General features: G+C 70.6%; 19 protein-coding genes and 1 pseudogene. 7 read left to right on the top strand and 13 right to left on the bottom strand.

Annotated features, from left to right (window positions below; translation table 11 throughout):
• Positions 1 to 228: 228 nt before the first annotated feature.
• Positions 229 to 468, bottom strand: coding sequence for a hypothetical protein (locus ACKTSN_RS25090; protein ID WP_409471163.1), 240 nt, complete (start codon positions 466 to 468; stop codon positions 229 to 231).
• A 118-nt stretch (positions 469 to 586) separates the two neighbouring features.
• A pseudogene (locus ACKTSN_RS25085) lies at positions 587 to 1,672 on the bottom strand (RNA-guided endonuclease InsQ/TnpB family protein); the annotation flags it as partial.
• A gap of 70 nt (positions 1,673 to 1,742) precedes the next feature.
• Here ACKTSN_RS25085 and ACKTSN_RS25080 point away from each other — a divergent pair.
• Entirely contained in the window at positions 1,743 to 2,105 is a 363-nt protein-coding gene (locus ACKTSN_RS25080) for a DsrE family protein (RefSeq protein WP_409471162.1), read from the top strand.
• Here the strand turns inward: ACKTSN_RS25080 and ACKTSN_RS25075 are convergent.
• The 9 genes from ACKTSN_RS25075 to ACKTSN_RS25035 form a co-directional block, all read right to left on the bottom strand.
• The gene (locus tag ACKTSN_RS25075) at positions 2,099 to 2,485 is read right to left on the bottom strand and encodes a VOC family protein (RefSeq protein WP_409471161.1); all 387 of its coding nucleotides are present in this window, start codon (positions 2,483 to 2,485) and stop codon (positions 2,099 to 2,101) included. The two genes, ACKTSN_RS25080 and ACKTSN_RS25075, sit on opposite strands and share 7 nt — an antisense overlap.
• Positions 2,486 to 2,495: 10 nt before the next feature.
• The gene (locus ACKTSN_RS25070; RefSeq protein WP_409471160.1) at positions 2,496 to 2,756 is read right to left on the bottom strand and encodes a DUF3099 domain-containing protein; all 261 of its coding nucleotides are present in this window, start codon (positions 2,754 to 2,756) and stop codon (positions 2,496 to 2,498) included.
• Positions 2,757 to 2,844: 88 nt separating this feature from the next.
• The gene (locus tag ACKTSN_RS25065; RefSeq protein WP_010351646.1) at positions 2,845 to 3,132 is read right to left on the bottom strand and encodes a DUF1416 domain-containing protein; all 288 of its coding nucleotides are present in this window, start codon (positions 3,130 to 3,132) and stop codon (positions 2,845 to 2,847) included.
• A 53-nt stretch (positions 3,133 to 3,185) separates the two neighbouring features.
• A complete protein-coding gene (locus ACKTSN_RS25060) occupies positions 3,186 to 4,025 on the bottom strand; it encodes a sulfurtransferase (protein WP_409471159.1) in 840 nt (279 codons plus the stop codon).
• Positions 4,026 to 4,149: 124 nt separating this feature from the next.
• On the bottom strand, positions 4,150 to 4,230 hold the full coding sequence (locus tag ACKTSN_RS25055; protein WP_350310325.1) for a putative leader peptide: 81 nt from the start codon (positions 4,228 to 4,230) through the stop codon (positions 4,150 to 4,152).
• Positions 4,231 to 4,430: 200 nt separating this feature from the next.
• Complete coding sequence (locus ACKTSN_RS25050) at positions 4,431 to 5,165, bottom strand: LmeA family phospholipid-binding protein (protein ID WP_409471158.1); 735 nt, start codon at positions 5,163 to 5,165, stop codon at positions 4,431 to 4,433.
• Positions 5,166 to 5,264: 99 nt separating this feature from the next.
• The gene (locus ACKTSN_RS25045) at positions 5,265 to 6,449 is read right to left on the bottom strand and encodes a hypothetical protein (RefSeq protein WP_409471157.1); all 1,185 of its coding nucleotides are present in this window, start codon (positions 6,447 to 6,449) and stop codon (positions 5,265 to 5,267) included.
• An 8-nt stretch (positions 6,450 to 6,457) separates the two neighbouring features.
• Positions 6,458 to 6,712, bottom strand: a complete 255-nt coding sequence (locus tag ACKTSN_RS25040; protein WP_129798554.1) for a MoaD/ThiS family protein — start codon at positions 6,710 to 6,712, stop codon at positions 6,458 to 6,460.
• Between the two features lie 63 nt (positions 6,713 to 6,775).
• Positions 6,776 to 7,639 carry an alpha/beta hydrolase gene (locus ACKTSN_RS25035; protein WP_409471156.1) on the bottom strand — a complete coding sequence of 288 codons (864 nt, stop codon included), beginning with the start codon at positions 7,637 to 7,639 and terminating at the stop codon, positions 6,776 to 6,778.
• 165 nt (positions 7,640 to 7,804) lie between these two features.
• Between ACKTSN_RS25035 and ACKTSN_RS25030 the strand changes: the two genes are divergently transcribed.
• From ACKTSN_RS25030 to ACKTSN_RS25005, 6 genes are all read left to right on the top strand, one after another.
• Positions 7,805 to 8,584: a response regulator transcription factor gene (locus ACKTSN_RS25030; protein WP_409471155.1), complete on the top strand. Its 780-nt coding sequence runs from the start codon at positions 7,805 to 7,807 to the stop codon at positions 8,582 to 8,584.
• An 84-nt stretch (positions 8,585 to 8,668) separates the two neighbouring features.
• Complete coding sequence (locus tag ACKTSN_RS25025; protein ID WP_409471154.1) at positions 8,669 to 9,691, top strand: LacI family DNA-binding transcriptional regulator; 1,023 nt, start codon at positions 8,669 to 8,671, stop codon at positions 9,689 to 9,691.
• 142 nt (positions 9,692 to 9,833) lie between these two features.
• Positions 9,834 to 10,853, top strand: coding sequence for a S1C family serine protease (locus ACKTSN_RS25020; RefSeq protein ID WP_409471153.1), 1,020 nt, complete (start codon positions 9,834 to 9,836; stop codon positions 10,851 to 10,853).
• 53 nt (positions 10,854 to 10,906) lie between these two features.
• Positions 10,907 to 11,113, top strand: coding sequence for a hypothetical protein (locus ACKTSN_RS25015; RefSeq protein ID WP_409471152.1), 207 nt, complete (start codon positions 10,907 to 10,909; stop codon positions 11,111 to 11,113).
• Positions 11,114 to 11,226: 113 nt separating this feature from the next.
• Entirely contained in the window at positions 11,227 to 11,961 is a 735-nt protein-coding gene (locus tag ACKTSN_RS25010; RefSeq protein ID WP_409471151.1) for a response regulator transcription factor, read from the top strand.
• Complete coding sequence (locus ACKTSN_RS25005) at positions 11,958 to 13,382, top strand: HAMP domain-containing sensor histidine kinase (protein WP_409471150.1); 1,425 nt, start codon at positions 11,958 to 11,960, stop codon at positions 13,380 to 13,382. The genes ACKTSN_RS25010 and ACKTSN_RS25005 overlap by 4 nt, the downstream gene beginning before the upstream one ends.
• 125 nt (positions 13,383 to 13,507) lie before the next feature.
• Here ACKTSN_RS25005 and ACKTSN_RS25000 read toward each other — a convergent pair whose 3' ends face one another.
• Complete coding sequence (locus tag ACKTSN_RS25000) at positions 13,508 to 13,711, bottom strand: hypothetical protein (protein WP_409471149.1); 204 nt, start codon at positions 13,709 to 13,711, stop codon at positions 13,508 to 13,510.
• Positions 13,708 to 14,058, bottom strand: coding sequence for a DUF6247 family protein (locus ACKTSN_RS24995; RefSeq protein ID WP_409471148.1), 351 nt, complete (start codon positions 14,056 to 14,058; stop codon positions 13,708 to 13,710). Before ACKTSN_RS24995 ends, ACKTSN_RS25000 begins: the two co-directional genes overlap by 4 nt.
• Between the last annotated feature and the right edge of the window lie 94 nt (positions 14,059 to 14,152).

Raw genomic sequence — 14,152 nt, 5'->3', positions numbered from 1 at the left:
CGCAGACCAGGACCAGAAGGGCTTCGAAGAAGACGATCACGGGATGCTCCTTGGTGAGCGGAGGTGCGTGTTGCACGGGGCCGGGCCCCAGCTTACGCGGGTGGGGCCCGGCGCTCTCTGTGAGGTACGCCCTCAGCCGAGCAGCAGCAGGTAGATACGCGCGTGGTGCCGTCCTCAGTGGTCCCAGCCGCGTGCGGCGATGTGCCGCAGGCCATGGTCGGTCAGGTCCTACCCGAAGTCCTCCCCGTCCTCCTTCGAGGCGAGCTCTCCGAGGAACTCGCTGTCCGCGAGGTACTCGCTCTCCCGCGCCCCCCTTCGGGCGCTCCGGCAACAGTTCGCGCAGGTCTCCCGTCGGTCCCGACGCGGCGGTCCTGCGGCCGACAGCGGTTCGACCTCGCCCTTCGCCTGCCCGACCGAGGGCTGGGACAGCAGCGGCAACGCGGTGGGCTGCCGGGCGGCCTGCACCACGTATCCGGCGCAGTTGCCAGCGACAACGCCGAGGGCCTCAGCCGCGGCAATCAGCAGCGCCGTACGGCCCTTTCGGCGCGGTGCCGCTAGAGCTTCCGGTGCTCGCGAGACTTCCAGGTCACGAGACGTCCCCCACAGAACTTGAATGCTCCCTCTCCTGATGGAGGGGGATTCCTGGCTCACGCTGCTCGGTGGTCCGGCGGACCGTCGAGTCTGACGCGATCGGCACCAGCCGGGTCCAGACCTGCCCGGCGGAGCATCACGAACGCGGAGTTCTTGTCCCGGGGGACGACCGCTGCGCACGTGGTGCACCGGTAGATACGTTCGCTGAGCGGCAGGCGGTGCTTGGCTCTCGCCCCGCACGCCGCACAGTCTGTCGTGGTGTGCGCCGCAGCCACCAGGCGCACATCCCGTCCATGCTTGCGGCCCATGTCCACCACAGCCCGCTTCGCCGCACCGATGGCCGCATCGGCCGCCTTGCGGGCCATCTTCGACTTCGCCAGGACCTGGGGCGGAAGTCCTCCACCACGATCACGTCATGGTCGCGCACCACGCGTTTGGCCCATTTGCGGGCGCTGTCCTGCCGCTGCCGGGCCACCTTCTGGTACGCCTTCGCCGCCCGGTGCTTCGCCGCACGGTAGCCGCGCGAGGCGGCCTGCCCCTTCCGGGGGCGGCGGCGGGCCATCTGCCGCTGATGGCGAGCCAGTTGGGCAGCGGCCTTCTTCCCGTGCTGGGGGTGGGGCAGGTCGTGGGCATCGCTGGTGGTCGTCGCGACCACGCGCACGCCCCAGTCGACCCCCAGCACCCGGCCCGTGGGCGGCAGCGGCTCACTCGGGGCGGGCACGACGAAGGACGCGTACCAGCAGCCCAGGCTGTCCTGGTAGACGCGGACCGAGGTCGGGGCGGCGGGCAGCGGGCGCGACCACACCACACCCAGCACGATGCCTCCGGCCAGGTGCAGGCGCCCAGCGGTGAGACGGAAGCCACGCTGGGTGTAGTTCAGGCTCGGCCGCGAGGCGCGCTTGCCCTTGCGGGTCTTGAAACGCGGCAGGCCCGCCCGCTGCCGTGGCGGCAGCCCGGCCGCGATGTCCTTCAGCGCCTTGGCGCGGGATCGGCCGAAGTCGCGGATGATCTGCTGCTGCGGCACGCACGAGCCCGCCCGCAGCCACGGCGTGACCTTGCGGGCCCGGGTGAGCATCCGGTTCCGTTCCACGCCTCGCAGGCGACTCATGGTCAACACCGTGGGTTGCAGCTGCGTTGATTACGATTCGGCCATGGCGAAGAAGCTCGTGATCAAGGTGACGGCGGGGGCCGATGCCCCCGAACGCTGCTCGCAGGCGTTCACGGTGGCGGCGGTGGCCGTGGCGAGTGGCGTGGACGTCTCCGTGTGGCTGACCGGCGAGTCCGCGTGGTTCGCCCTGCCGGGCCGTGCGGCCGAGTTCGAACTGCCGCACGCGGCGCCGCTGCCCGAGCTGATCGACTCGGTCCTGGTGGGCGGTCGGTTGACGCTGTGCACCCAGTGCGCGGCCCGCCGGGACATCACGGAGAAGGACGTCATCGAGGGCGTGCGGATCGCGGGCGCGCAGGTGTTCGTGCAGGAGTCCCTCGCGGAGGACACCCAGGCGCTGGTCTACTGACCGCTCTCGGTCCACAGGCAGAAGGGGTGCCCCGCCGGGTCGAACAGCACCCGTACGTCGTCCTGCGGCTGGTACGCCGCGAGCGTGGCCCCCTCGGCCACGGCGCGCCGCGTCTCCCCCTCCAGGTCGTCGACCTCGATGTCCAGGTGGAGCATCATCTGCTGGTCGCCGGGGTTCCTGGTGGGCCAGACGGGCCGGACGTACTCGGGTTCGGTCTCGAAGGCCAGGGCCAGGCCCTCGGTGCCGGGCGGCGGGCCGATGAGCAGCCAGTCGGGCTCCTCGGCACGCACCTCGTAGCCGAGCAGCCGCAGGTAGAAGCCGGCGAGTTCATGCGCGTCGTGCGCGTCGAGCACCACGGTGGACAGCCTCGTAGGCGACATGCACGTCTTCCTACCGCGGCCGCTTCTTGCCGTCCAGCTCGTCCCACCACTCGTCGGACTGTGGGTCCCCGGAGGGGTCGTCCCACCAGCGGTCGTCGGGGCCGCGGCGGTTGGCGATCATCGCGGCGACGGGCGGGATGACCATGGCGACCACGCACATGGCCACGGCGGCCGCCGTCGACCACAGGCGCACGACGCCCCAGGCCAGGACGAAGAGCGTGAGGCACGTTCCCATCATGGCGAAGTAGACGTGACGCCGCCGTGCGTACATGACTCCAGGGTAGGTCCGTAACGCGCCGAAGGGCCGCGGCCCAGGTGTCCAACCCGGGGGCCGCGGCCCTTCGTCGTACGGGGTGCCGTCAGACCGCGATCGCGACCTCCGCCAGACCGCCCTGCTGGGCGACGACCGTGCGGTCGGCGGTGGCGCCGGGGACGAGGGCGCGGACGGTCCAGGTGCCCTCGGCCGCGTAGAAGCGGAACTGGCCCGTCGCGGAGGTGGGGACCTCCGCCGTGAACTCGCCGGTCGAGTCCAGGAGGCGGACGTAGCCGGTCACCGGCTCACCGTCACGCGTCACCTGGCCCTGGATGGTGGTCTCACCGGGCTTGATCGTCGAGGCGTCGGGGCCGCCGGCCTTCGCTCCACACATGTCGTTTCTCCTGAAGAGGTCCAGAAAGGCCTGGAAAGGTCGGTCGGGGTCGGTTACTTGTTGGCGCCGAGCTCGATCGGCACGCCGACGAGAGAGCCGTACTCGGTCCAGGAACCGTCGTAGTTCTTGACGTTCTGCACGCCGAGCAGCTCGTGCAGGACGAACCAGGTCAGCGCGGAGCGCTCCCCGATACGGCAGTAGGCGATGGTGTCCTTGGCAAGGTCCACCTGCTCCTCGGCGTAGAGCTCCTTGAGCTCCTCGTCCGACTTGAAGGTGCCGTCGTCATTGGCGTTCTTCGACCACGGGATGTTGCGGGCGGTCGGGACGTGGCCCGGACGCTGCGACTGCTCCTGCGGCAGGTGCGCCGGTGCGAGCAGCTTGCCGGAGAACTCGTCGGGCGAGCGGACGTCGACCAGGTTCTGCGAACCGATGGCGGCGACCACGTCGTCACGGAAGGCGCGGATCGAGGTGTCCTGCGGCTTGGCCTTGTATTCGGTGGCGGCGCGCTCCGGCACCTCCTCGACCAGCTCGCGGGCGTCCAGCTCCCACTTCTTGCGGCCGCCGTCGAGCAGCTTGACGTTCTCGTGGCCGTAGAGCTTGAAGTACCAGTAGGCGTACGAGGCGAACCAGTTGTTGTTGCCGCCGTAGAGGATCACCAGCGTGTCGTTGGCGATGCCCTTCGCCGAGAGGAGCTTTTCGAAGCCCTCCTGGTCGATGAAGTCGCGGCGGACCGGGTCCTGGAGGTCCTTGGTCCAGTCGATCCGGATGGCGTTGCGGATGTGGTTCTTCTCGTAGGCGGTGGTGTCCTCGTCGACCTCGACAATGGCGATGCTCGAGTCGTCCAGGTGCTCCTGCAGCCAGTCGGCGTCTACCAGGACGTCGCTGCGGCTCATGCTCTTTCTCCTCCGGGGCAGTTGCGGCGGGGCGTGCGAGTGCGAGGGTGCGCTGATGCCGGGGCCGGCGCGGCGCACGGATGCCCTGAGCAGGGCAGGGGAACGCGGAAGGCGGGGCTTCCGCTCAGAAGGTGCGACAGAGCATGGCGGCAACGCGGCACAGGTCTACTGCCCGCCGCTTCGTGAGATCCGCCTGTCGCTTCATAGGCTCGATCGTAGGGACGGATCAGCGGGCGTGTCACCGGCGTGTCGCATTCTGAGACACGATCGTCCGGGATATGGGATCAGATGCGCATCCGGGCCGCCGCGGAGCGGCGTCCGGGCGTGGGGACGCCACGCGGCAACTGCCGTACGGACACAACCGTCTCGCCTTTCGGACAGACCCGGTCCGCCACCCGCCGCGTTCTACCCGGCGAGCCGGACGTTCGAACCCCGCACCGTGAACTCGACACCGTTCTCCGCCGCCTCGACCTTGTCGAGCTGGATGCCGCCGGGCAGCTCGTCGATCCGCTGCTCGAAGTCGGTGATCGCCCGGATCTGTGACTCGCCGACCTCGACGCCCCCGAGCGAGGGCAGCGCGTCGGCGCTCACCCGCACGGTGTCGCCCTCGGCCTTGACGGAGCTGAGCACGGAGACCGGCTGGGGCAGCCTGGTGCCGAGGACCGTCGCCTCGACCGCGACCTTGATCTTGCCGTTGCCGCCGTCGGACAGGCCCACGACCTCGGCGGTGACCCCGGGCGCGACCTGCGTCGGCTCGGACTTGGCGGTCTTGAGCAGCTCGTCGTAGGTGATGCTCGCGGTGCCGGTGGCGCTGGCCGCCGTGGCGGAGCTGTAGTCGCCGGAGAACTCGACGCCCTTCATGTTCGCCGTCAGGTCGTCGATGCGGATCCGCTCACCGTCGCCCGCGGCCGCCTCGTAGTCCTTGATGCCGACCTCGACGTCGTCCAGCGTGCCGCCGGCGACCTGGGTGAGGAACGGGAAACCGTTGATGGACACGTCCGGGGTGGCGGTCAGGTTCTCGGTGGTCTTCAGCCGGTCCGCGACCTCGCCCTCGGCGAAGTTCACGGCGAGGCGGTCGGCCACCACGAACAGGCCGCCGAGGACCACGACGACGATCAGAAGTATTCGCAGCGCGCGCATGTTCCCCCACCTCGGCGGTCTTCAGGTCGAGGGTCACGGTAACCCGGCCGGGAAGGCCCACCGCGGAATTTTCGATCACCTGTGACAACAGGCCGTGCCTCAGACCAGCGCCCGCCCCAGCACCCACACCACCGGTGCCGCCACGCTCAGCGGCAGGGCGACGCCCGCCGTGAAGTGGACGAACCGGGACGGGTAGTCGTAGCTCGCGACCCGGTGGCCGATCAGCGCGCAGGCCGCGGCCGCGGCGCCCAGCAGCGCGCCCCCCGTTCCCACGTCGGTCATGCTGCCCACCGCGATACCCGCACCGGCCGCGGCGAGCAGCGCGACGACCACGGAGGCCGGCGTGGGCAGCGGCAGCGCGCGGGCGAGAACCGCCACGGCCGCCGCGGCGGCACCGACCATGACCGCGTCCGGCTCGGCGGCGAGGTAGCCGCCCGCGACGATGGCCAGCGCGGCCGAGACGACCGTCGCCATCAGGCCGTACATCCGCGTGTCGGGGTCGGCGTGCGAGCGCAGTTGCAGGACCAGCGTCAGCAGGACCCAGACGCCGAGGGTGCCCAGGATCGCGGCGGGCCCGTGGTCACGGCCCGCGACGAGCAGCGCCACGTCGGCGGTCAGCGCGCCCGCGAACGCCAGCGCGATGCCCTGCCGGGCCGGCCACATGCCGTTCAGCCGGAACCAGCCCGCGGCGGTGACCGCCTGCAGGACGACGAGCGGTACGAGCAGGGCGTACTCGCCGAGCGCCGCCGTGCCGGACAGCAGCAGGCCGAGCAGCGCGGTGAGCGCGGCGGGCTGCATGCCGGGCTCGATGATCGGGGAGCGGCCTTCGAGGCGGGCGCGCTGGGCGTCGGTGATGCGGGCGTTCCCGGCGATGGTGGCGGGGCCGTAGGCGGGGCCCGTGGAGTCGGCGGCGGGGGGCGCGGGTGTCGGTTCGGGCGACGTGGGCCGGTCCGGCTGGTCCCACCCGGCGTTCGCGCTCTGCGGGGGCAGGTACTGGCCGGTGGTCCCGTACGCGGGCGACTGCGGCGGCAGGTACGCCGTCTCGGCCGGGTCGACGGCGGCGACCGGTGGGTGCACGTCCGTCTCCCAGGTCTGCCCCTGCCACTGCTGCGTGTACTGCTGGGCGGCCTGCGGATCGTCGTACGACTGCGGGTGCCCGGGCCACGCCTGGGGGACCTGGGGCTGCGGTGCCTGCTGCTGGTACGGGTCGTAGCCCTCGTACCGACCGTCGTAGGACCCGTCGTAAGAGCCCTCGTACGGACCCTGGTACGGCTGGTTGCTCATCGGTGTGGTCACCCTCCTGCGAACGGCGGGAGCACCTCGACCGTGCCGCCCTCGGCCAGCCGTACCGTCTCATGCCCGCGGGTGCCCACGGGGTCACCGTCGACGAGGAAGGAGCATCGCTGCAGGACGCGCGTCAGTTCACCGGGGTGTCGTTCGCGCACGGCGTCGAGCGCCTCGGCGAGCGTGGCCGCGTCGTACGGCTCCTCGGCGATCCCGGCCGCGGCCTTCGCGGCGGCCCAGTAGCGCACCGTGACCTTTGCCATCTCGTTCCTCTGGTCCATTCGGCGATGAACACCACTTGTCGTTCGGCGGTGAACACCGCAAGGCTAGCCCGCCCTGCTGACAGCCCAGTCCCCGATACGGGCGAGGAGTTCGTCGGCGGCCGCGTGCTCGGCGTGGCCCATGCCGGGCTCCAGCCAGAGTTCGCCGTGGTCGCCGGCGGCCGCGGCCAGCATGTGGGGGTGATCGACGGGGAAGTAGCCGTCGCGGTCGCCGTGCACGATGAGCAGCGGGGTCGGTGCTATCCGGGGAACCGCCTCGACCGGGGACAGCGGGACCGGGTTCCAGTCCCGGTGGTGGATGCGGGTACGGAAGCCGTAGCGGCCGACCAGCCGGCCCGCGGGGCGGGTCACCAGCCAGTGCACGCGCCGCATGGGCGCCGTGCCCCGGTAGTACCAGCGGGCCGGCGCGCTCACCGACACCACCGCGTCCGTGCGCCCCTCGCGCTCCCCGCCGTGCAGCGCCGCGTGCCGCAGCACCACCGAGCCGCCCATGGAGAAGCCGACGGTCACCACGCGCGCGTGCCCGAGCCGGCGCGCCCAGGTCACCGCGGCCGCCAGGTCGAGCACCTCGCGGTCGCCGACGGTCGACCGTCCGCCCGACGCCCCGTGACCCCGGAAGGAGAAGGTGACGACGGCGCCGTACCGGGCGAGGGCCCGCGCCACCCGCCGGACGTGCGGCCGGTCCGCGTCACCGGTGAAACCGTGCGCGACGACGAACACCGGATGGCCGAACGGGGCCGTAAAGGTTTCGTATACGACGTCACCCGGGTCGTATACGGCGTCGATCGTCACACCGTCGGCGGTGCGCAGAAACGTCCGCAATGGTGCGGGTCTGCTCACCCCCGGCGTCTCATACTTCGGACGAACGGTGGTGGATCGTGCCGTATGACCTGCCGGACCGTTGCTCATGTGGGCTATTCTGCTGGGCAGAGGACTCGGGCAGCGTAGCCCCCGGGTCCTTTTGTGCTTTCGGGAGCGTTGTATACGAAGCGGGAAACCGCAGGTGTACGGGGCACCGGGATCGCAGCGCAGTACCGCAAACGTCCTCGCAGGGACCGAGGAGGAACCAGACGTATGAGTTCTCTGCTGCTCCTGACCAACGCTCTCCAGCCGTCGACGGAGGTGCTGCCCGCGCTCGGCCTGCTGCTGCACAACGTGCGGGTGGCTCCGGCGGAAGGGCCCGCCCTCGTCGACACCCCGGGTGCCGACGTCATCCTGATCGACGGCCGCCGTGACCTGCCGCAGGTGCGCAGCCTCTGCCAGCTGCTCCGTTCCACGGGCCCCGGCTGTCCCCTCATCCTCGTCGTGACGGAGGGCGGGCTCGCCGCCGTCACCGCGGACTGGGGCATCGACGACGTACTCCTCGACACCGCCGGCCCGGCCGAGGTCGAGGCGCGGCTCCGGCTCGCCATGGGCAGGCAGCAGATCGTCAACGACGACTCCCCGATGGAGATCCGCAACGGCGACCTGTCGGTGGACGAGGCGACCTACTCGGCCAAGCTCAAGGGCCGGGTCCTCGACCTCACCTTCAAGGAGTTCGAGCTCCTGAAGTACCTCGCGCAGCACCCCGGCCGGGTCTTCACCCGCGCCCAGCTGCTGCAGGAGGTCTGGGGCTACGACTACTTCGGCGGTACGCGCACGGTCGACGTCCACGTACGACGGCTGCGCGCCAAGCTAGGACCCGAGCACGAGTCGCTGATCGGGACCGTCCGGAACGTCGGTTATCGATTCGTTACGCCGGAGAAGGTGGACCGCGCCGCGGAGGAGGCGAAGGCCAAGGCGGCCCAGCCAAAGCCGGAGGATGCGGACGAGACGGCCCCGTTGGGCGCCGCCGAGGTCCCGGCCGACCTCTAGCAGGCGCGCGAACGGCTCGGGGCGGGCGCAGGGACGCCCCTGTACGCCCTGCCCAGAGCCGGTCCATCCGCGTAGACTCCGCGCGTGGCCAAGGTGACTCGGGACGACGTAGCACGGCTGGCAGGGACGTCCACTGCCGTGGTCAGCTATGTCATCAACAACGGACCCCGGCCGGTCGCCCCGGCCACGCGCGAGCGTGTCCTCGCCGCCATCAAGGAGCTGGGCTACCGGCCCGACCGGGTCGCACAGGCCATGGCGTCCCGGCGCACGGATCTCATAGGCCTGATCGTGCCGGACGCGCGCCAGTCGTTCTTCGCGGAGATGGCGCACGCGGTCGAACAGGCCGCGTCCGAGCGCGGAAAGATGGTCCTCGTCGGCAACACCGACTACGTCGGCGAGCGCGAGGTCCACTATCTGCGGGCCTTCCTGGGGATGCGCGTCTCCGGGCTGATCCTGGTCAGCAACGCACTGAACGACCTCGCCGCCGCCGAGATCGACGCCTGGGACGCCCGGGTGGTGCTGCTGCACGCGCGACCGGAGGCCATCGACGACGTCGCCGTCGTCACGGACGACCTGGGTGGCGCCCAGCTCGCCGTACGCCACCTCCTGGAGCACGGCTACGAGTACGTCGCCTGTATGGGCGGCACCGCCGAGACCCCCGCGGTCGGCGACCCCGTCTCCGACCACGTCGAGGGCTGGCGGCGCGCGATGGACGAGGCCGGGATCTCCACCGAGGGACGGCTCTTCGAAGCGCCGTTCAACCGCTACGACGCGTACCGCATCGCCCTGAACATCCTCTCCGGGCCGAACCGTCCGCCCGCGATCTTCTGCTCCACCGACGACCAGGCGATCGGCCTGCTGCGCGCGGCCCGCGAGCTGCGCATCGACGTCCCCGGCGAGCTGGCGGTGGCCGGCTTCGACGACATCAAGGAAGCGGCCCTGGCCGACCCGCCCCTGACGACGATCGCATCGGACCGCTCGGCCATGGCCCGGGCGGCGGTGGATCTGGTCCTGGACGACGGACTGCGGGTTGCGGGATCGCGGCGGGAGCGGCTGAAGGTGTTTCCGTCGCGGCTGGTGGTGCGCCGGTCGTGCGGGTGTGAGTAAGCGCTTTCGGCGCTGTATGAACCGTCTCTGAGAGACCTCGCCGAGCCGCGAGAACCATCTTTATATCGGGCATACGAGGTTCTGTCGGGCTTCTCAGGGAGCATTCAGGCAGCTCTCATCGTCGGGCGACAAGCTCATGAACATGACCGAGAGCCTCCGCCCCAGCGGCGAGTACGAGAACCCGTACCAGGGCAACCAGCAGTACGCCTCCTCTCCCGTGAACCCCGAGTGGCCTCCCCCGCCGGCGCACCAGCCCACCGCGCTCCTCACCGAGCCGGTCTCCCACGCCCCCACGAAGAAGCGCACCCGCGGCCCGGTCGCGCTGATCGCCGCCGTGGCGATCGCCGCCGCGGCCATCGGCGGCGGCACGGCCTACGGCATCCAGGAGCTGACCGGCGGTTCCGACACCGTGGCCGCCAGCAGCACCAGCACCCATGTCGTGCCGTCCAGCCAGAAGGGCACGGTCGCCGGCGTCGCCAAGGCGGTCAGCCCGAGCATCGTCGAGATCAACGCCACCTCGAACGCCGGATCGTCCACCGGCTCCGGCGTGATCATCACCGGCGACGGCGAGATCATCACCAACAACCACGTCGTCTCCGGCGCCTCGCAGATCAAGGTGACCACCAGCGACGGCAAGGAGTACACCGCCCGGGTCGTCGGCACCGACAGCAGCAAGGACCTCGCCCTGATCAAGCTGGACGACGCCTCCGGCCTGACGGCGGCCACCCTCGGCAACTCCGACGGTGTGCAGGTCGGCGACGAGGTCGTGGCGATCGGCTCGCCCGAGGGCCTGACCGGCACGGTGACCAGCGGCATCGTCTCGGCGCTTGACCGGGATGTGACCGTCTCGACGGACGAGGGTCAGCAGCAACAGCAGGGTGGCGGTGGCTGGCCGTTCGAGTTCGGCGGTCAGGAGTTCAACGGCGACACCGGTTCGTCGACGACGACGTACAAGGCGATCCAGACCGACGCGTCCCTGAACCCCGGCAACTCCGGCGGCGCGCTGATCGACATGAACGGCAACATCATCGGCATCAACTCCGCCATGTACTCGGCGGCGGGCTCCTCCTCCGACGCGGGCAGCGTCGGCCTCGGCTTCGCCATCCCGATCAACACCGTCAAGTCCGACCTGGCGAAGCTGCGGGCGGGCTCCACCGAGTGAACCGCTGAACGAGAGACGCGCGACGCCAGACTCGGAACGAGAGGGAGTACGTCATGATCAAGCAGGTTTCGCACCACGTGACCGGTGTCGGCGCGGCCGACCTCGCCCTGGCCCTCGGCGTGGCGTACGAGCTGCACACGCCGACGGCACCGACCAGGGCGCCGGAGGTGGCCCCGCAGATGATGGGCCTGCGCACTACGACCGCCCGCCCGCACCGCCGCAAGGTGGCGCTGAACCGTCTCTCGGCGATGCGCGGCTGATCTCCACCCAGCCGTCCTCTCTCCTACGCGCCGACCGGGAGGCATGCGAGGCTGAAGGCGTTCATTACGTCCAGTCCGCCGCCCGTCCCACCGCACCCGAGGAATCCCAGCCCATGAGCCCCGCCGAAGGCGACCGTGACCCCCAGCGCATCCTCATCGTCGACGACGAGCCGGCGGTGCGCGAAGCCCTCCAGCGCAGCCTCGCCTTCGAGGGGTACGACACTCAGGTCGCGGTCGACGGCGCCGACGCCCTGGAGAAGGCGACCGCGTACCGGCCCGACCTGGTCGTCCTCGACATCCAGATGCCCGGCATGGACGGCCTGACCGCCGCCCGCCGCATCCGTGGCGCCGGCGACACCACACCGATCCTGATGCTGACGGCCCGCGACACGGTGGGCGACCGGGTCACGGGCCTCGACGCGGGCGCCGACGACTACCTGGTCAAGCCCTTCGAACTGGACGAACTCTTCGCCCGTGTCCGCGCGCTGCTGCGCCGCAGCTCGTACGCGGCGGCGGTCGCGGGTACGGCCGAGGAGGACGAGGCCCTGACCTTCGCCGACCTGCGCATGGACCTCGCGACGCGCGAGGTGACGCGGGGTGGACGGGCGGTGGAGCTGACCCGTACGGAGTTCACGCTCCTGGAGATGTTCATGGCCCACCCGCGCCAGGTCCTCACCCGTGAGCAAATCCTCAAGGCGGTGTGGGGCTTCGACTTCGAGCCGTCGTCGAACTCGCTGGACGTGTACGTGATGTACCTGCGCCGCAAGACGGAGGCCGGGGGCGAGCCGCGGCTCGTGCACACAGTGCGTGGGGTGGGCTATGTGCTGCGGCAGGGTGGCGCGGAGTGAGAAAGGCGGTACGGCGGCTGCGGTCACTGCCGATTCGCTCGCGGCTGGCTCTGTTGGTGGCGACCGCGGTGGCAGTGGCGGTGGCAGCGGCGTCCGCCGCGTGCTGGTTCATCACGCGGGCGCAGCTGAACTCGCAGTTCGACACGACGTTGCGGCATACGCAGGTCGACGGCCGCTATCTGCGCAGCATGCTCGACGCCTGCACGTCCGACGGCACGGCGACCGTCGGGTCGCTGCCCGGGTACCTCGTGCAGATCGTGACGGCCGACGGCTCCACCTGCCGGCCGTCCTCGGACGCCGAGCTGCCCGTCTCCGCCGAGGACGTGGCGGTCGCGGCGGGCGAGCAGCGTGCCGCCCTGCACACCGTCACCGACGGCAAGGGCGTGGAGCGGCGCGTCTACACCTACGTCCCCGGTCCTGGCCCGGCCACCATCGGCCTGGACCGCTATGCGGTCTCGCTGGCCCAGCCCACGAGCACGGTCGACAAGCCGCTGACGACGCTGGCGTGGGTGCTGCTCATCGTGTCCGGCATCGGCGTCGTCGGCGCCGGAGCAGCGGGCCTGTGGGTCGCCCGGACGGGCCTCCGCCCCGTCGACAAGCTCACCGAGGCCGTGGAGCACGTCGCCCGTACCGAGGACCTGACCATCCGCATCCCGGTGGAGGACGACAGCGAGGACGAGGTCGCCCGCCTCTCCCGCTCCTTCAACTCGATGACGTCGGCCCTGGCCAGCTCCCGTGAGTTGCAGCAGCAGTTGATCGCGGACGCGGGCCATGAACTCCGTACGCCCCTGACCTCACTGCGCACCAACATCGAACTCCTCACCCGAAGCGAGGAAACAGGCCGCCCCATCCCCGAGGCCGACCGCAAGGCCCTCCTCGCCTCGGTCAAGGCGCAGATGACGGAACTGGCCGCGCTGATCGGCGACTTGCAGGAACTGTCGCGTTCGGAGGGCCAGCGGGGCGAGCGCGTCCAGGTGGTGTCCCTGGAGGACACCGTCGAATCCGCCCTGCGCCGCGCCCGCCTGCGCGGTCCGGAGCTGACGATCACGGCGGACCTGGAGCCCTGGTACGTACGGGCGGAACCGGCGGCTCTGGAGCGGGCCGTCGTCAACGTCCTGGACAACGCGGTGAAGTTCAGCCCCGAGGGGGGCACGATCGAGGTCCAGCTGGCGTCCGGCGTCCTCACGGTCCACGACCACGGCCCCGGTATCCCCGCCGACGAACTCCCCCACGTCTTCGACCGCTTCTGGCGCTCACCGAGTGCCCGCGCCCTGCCCGGCTCGGGCCTCGGCCTGTCGATCGTGGCCCGCACCGTCGAGCAGGCGGGTGGCCAGGTCACCCTGGCTCGCGCGGATGGCGGGGGCACGGTGGCGACGGTACGGCTGCCGGGGGCGGCTACTCCTCCGCCGGGAGCGGTGTAAGAGGATCGCCTTCTTGCCAGAAGACCTCTTCGACCACGATCTGGGGATCCTCGGTTCGGCGGACGAAGCCGTACTTCAGCCAGCCGTTTCCGTGGTCGAAGAAGCAGACGTGGCGACCCTTCGGATCAGTGGACCGGCACGACCCACATGCCCTCGGGCAGTCCGGCATCAGCATCGATGCCGCGGAAATACGGGTCTTTCGCCGTGACCAGTTCAGCGCGCGCCGCGAGGGCGATCTCACGAACATGGTCGGGCAGCGCCTCGAAGATGGCGAGAGCATCGATCCGCCAGTCCGCCTGCCAAGGCGGCCCCATGAACCCATCAGTCACTCGCCGGGCTCCAGTTCACGGACCCGGTGATGAATCTTCGCCGCCTCTTCGAGGAGAGGCTTGGCCTCGGCGATGTCGGTGCACTCGTACGCGGCTCGGTGTTCAAGATCGCGAACATGCGCGTCCAGCTCGGGGTCGCGGGCGAGGGCGTACTCACCCCACCAGAGGGCCATGAACGCAGGCACCGGCCCGAGGTTGTAGGCGTCGGCGATCGCCCGCTTCCAGTGCGCGTCGAAATCCGGGAGAAGTTCGGGAGTGTGCTCGGCAATGGCCTCGCGCAACGCCTTCGGGGTCCGCTCGGGCATGGGAGGGATGATCGGATCGGGTTCCGCAGCGTGGGCACTCATGCTCGCTGTCCCCCTTCGACGCGCCGTGTCTACGACCATAGCCGCACTCACCGTCCCCACGCGGATGGTCCTCGCACCGGCTCCGACCGGGACA

Origin of the sequence: Streptomyces flavusporus, assembly GCF_046267975.1 — a bacterium.
GTDB lineage: Bacteria > Actinomycetota > Actinomycetes > Streptomycetales > Streptomycetaceae > Streptomyces > Streptomyces flavusporus.
Note: the sequence above shows the minus strand (reverse complement) of the source record. Positions and strands in the feature narration are given on the sequence as shown.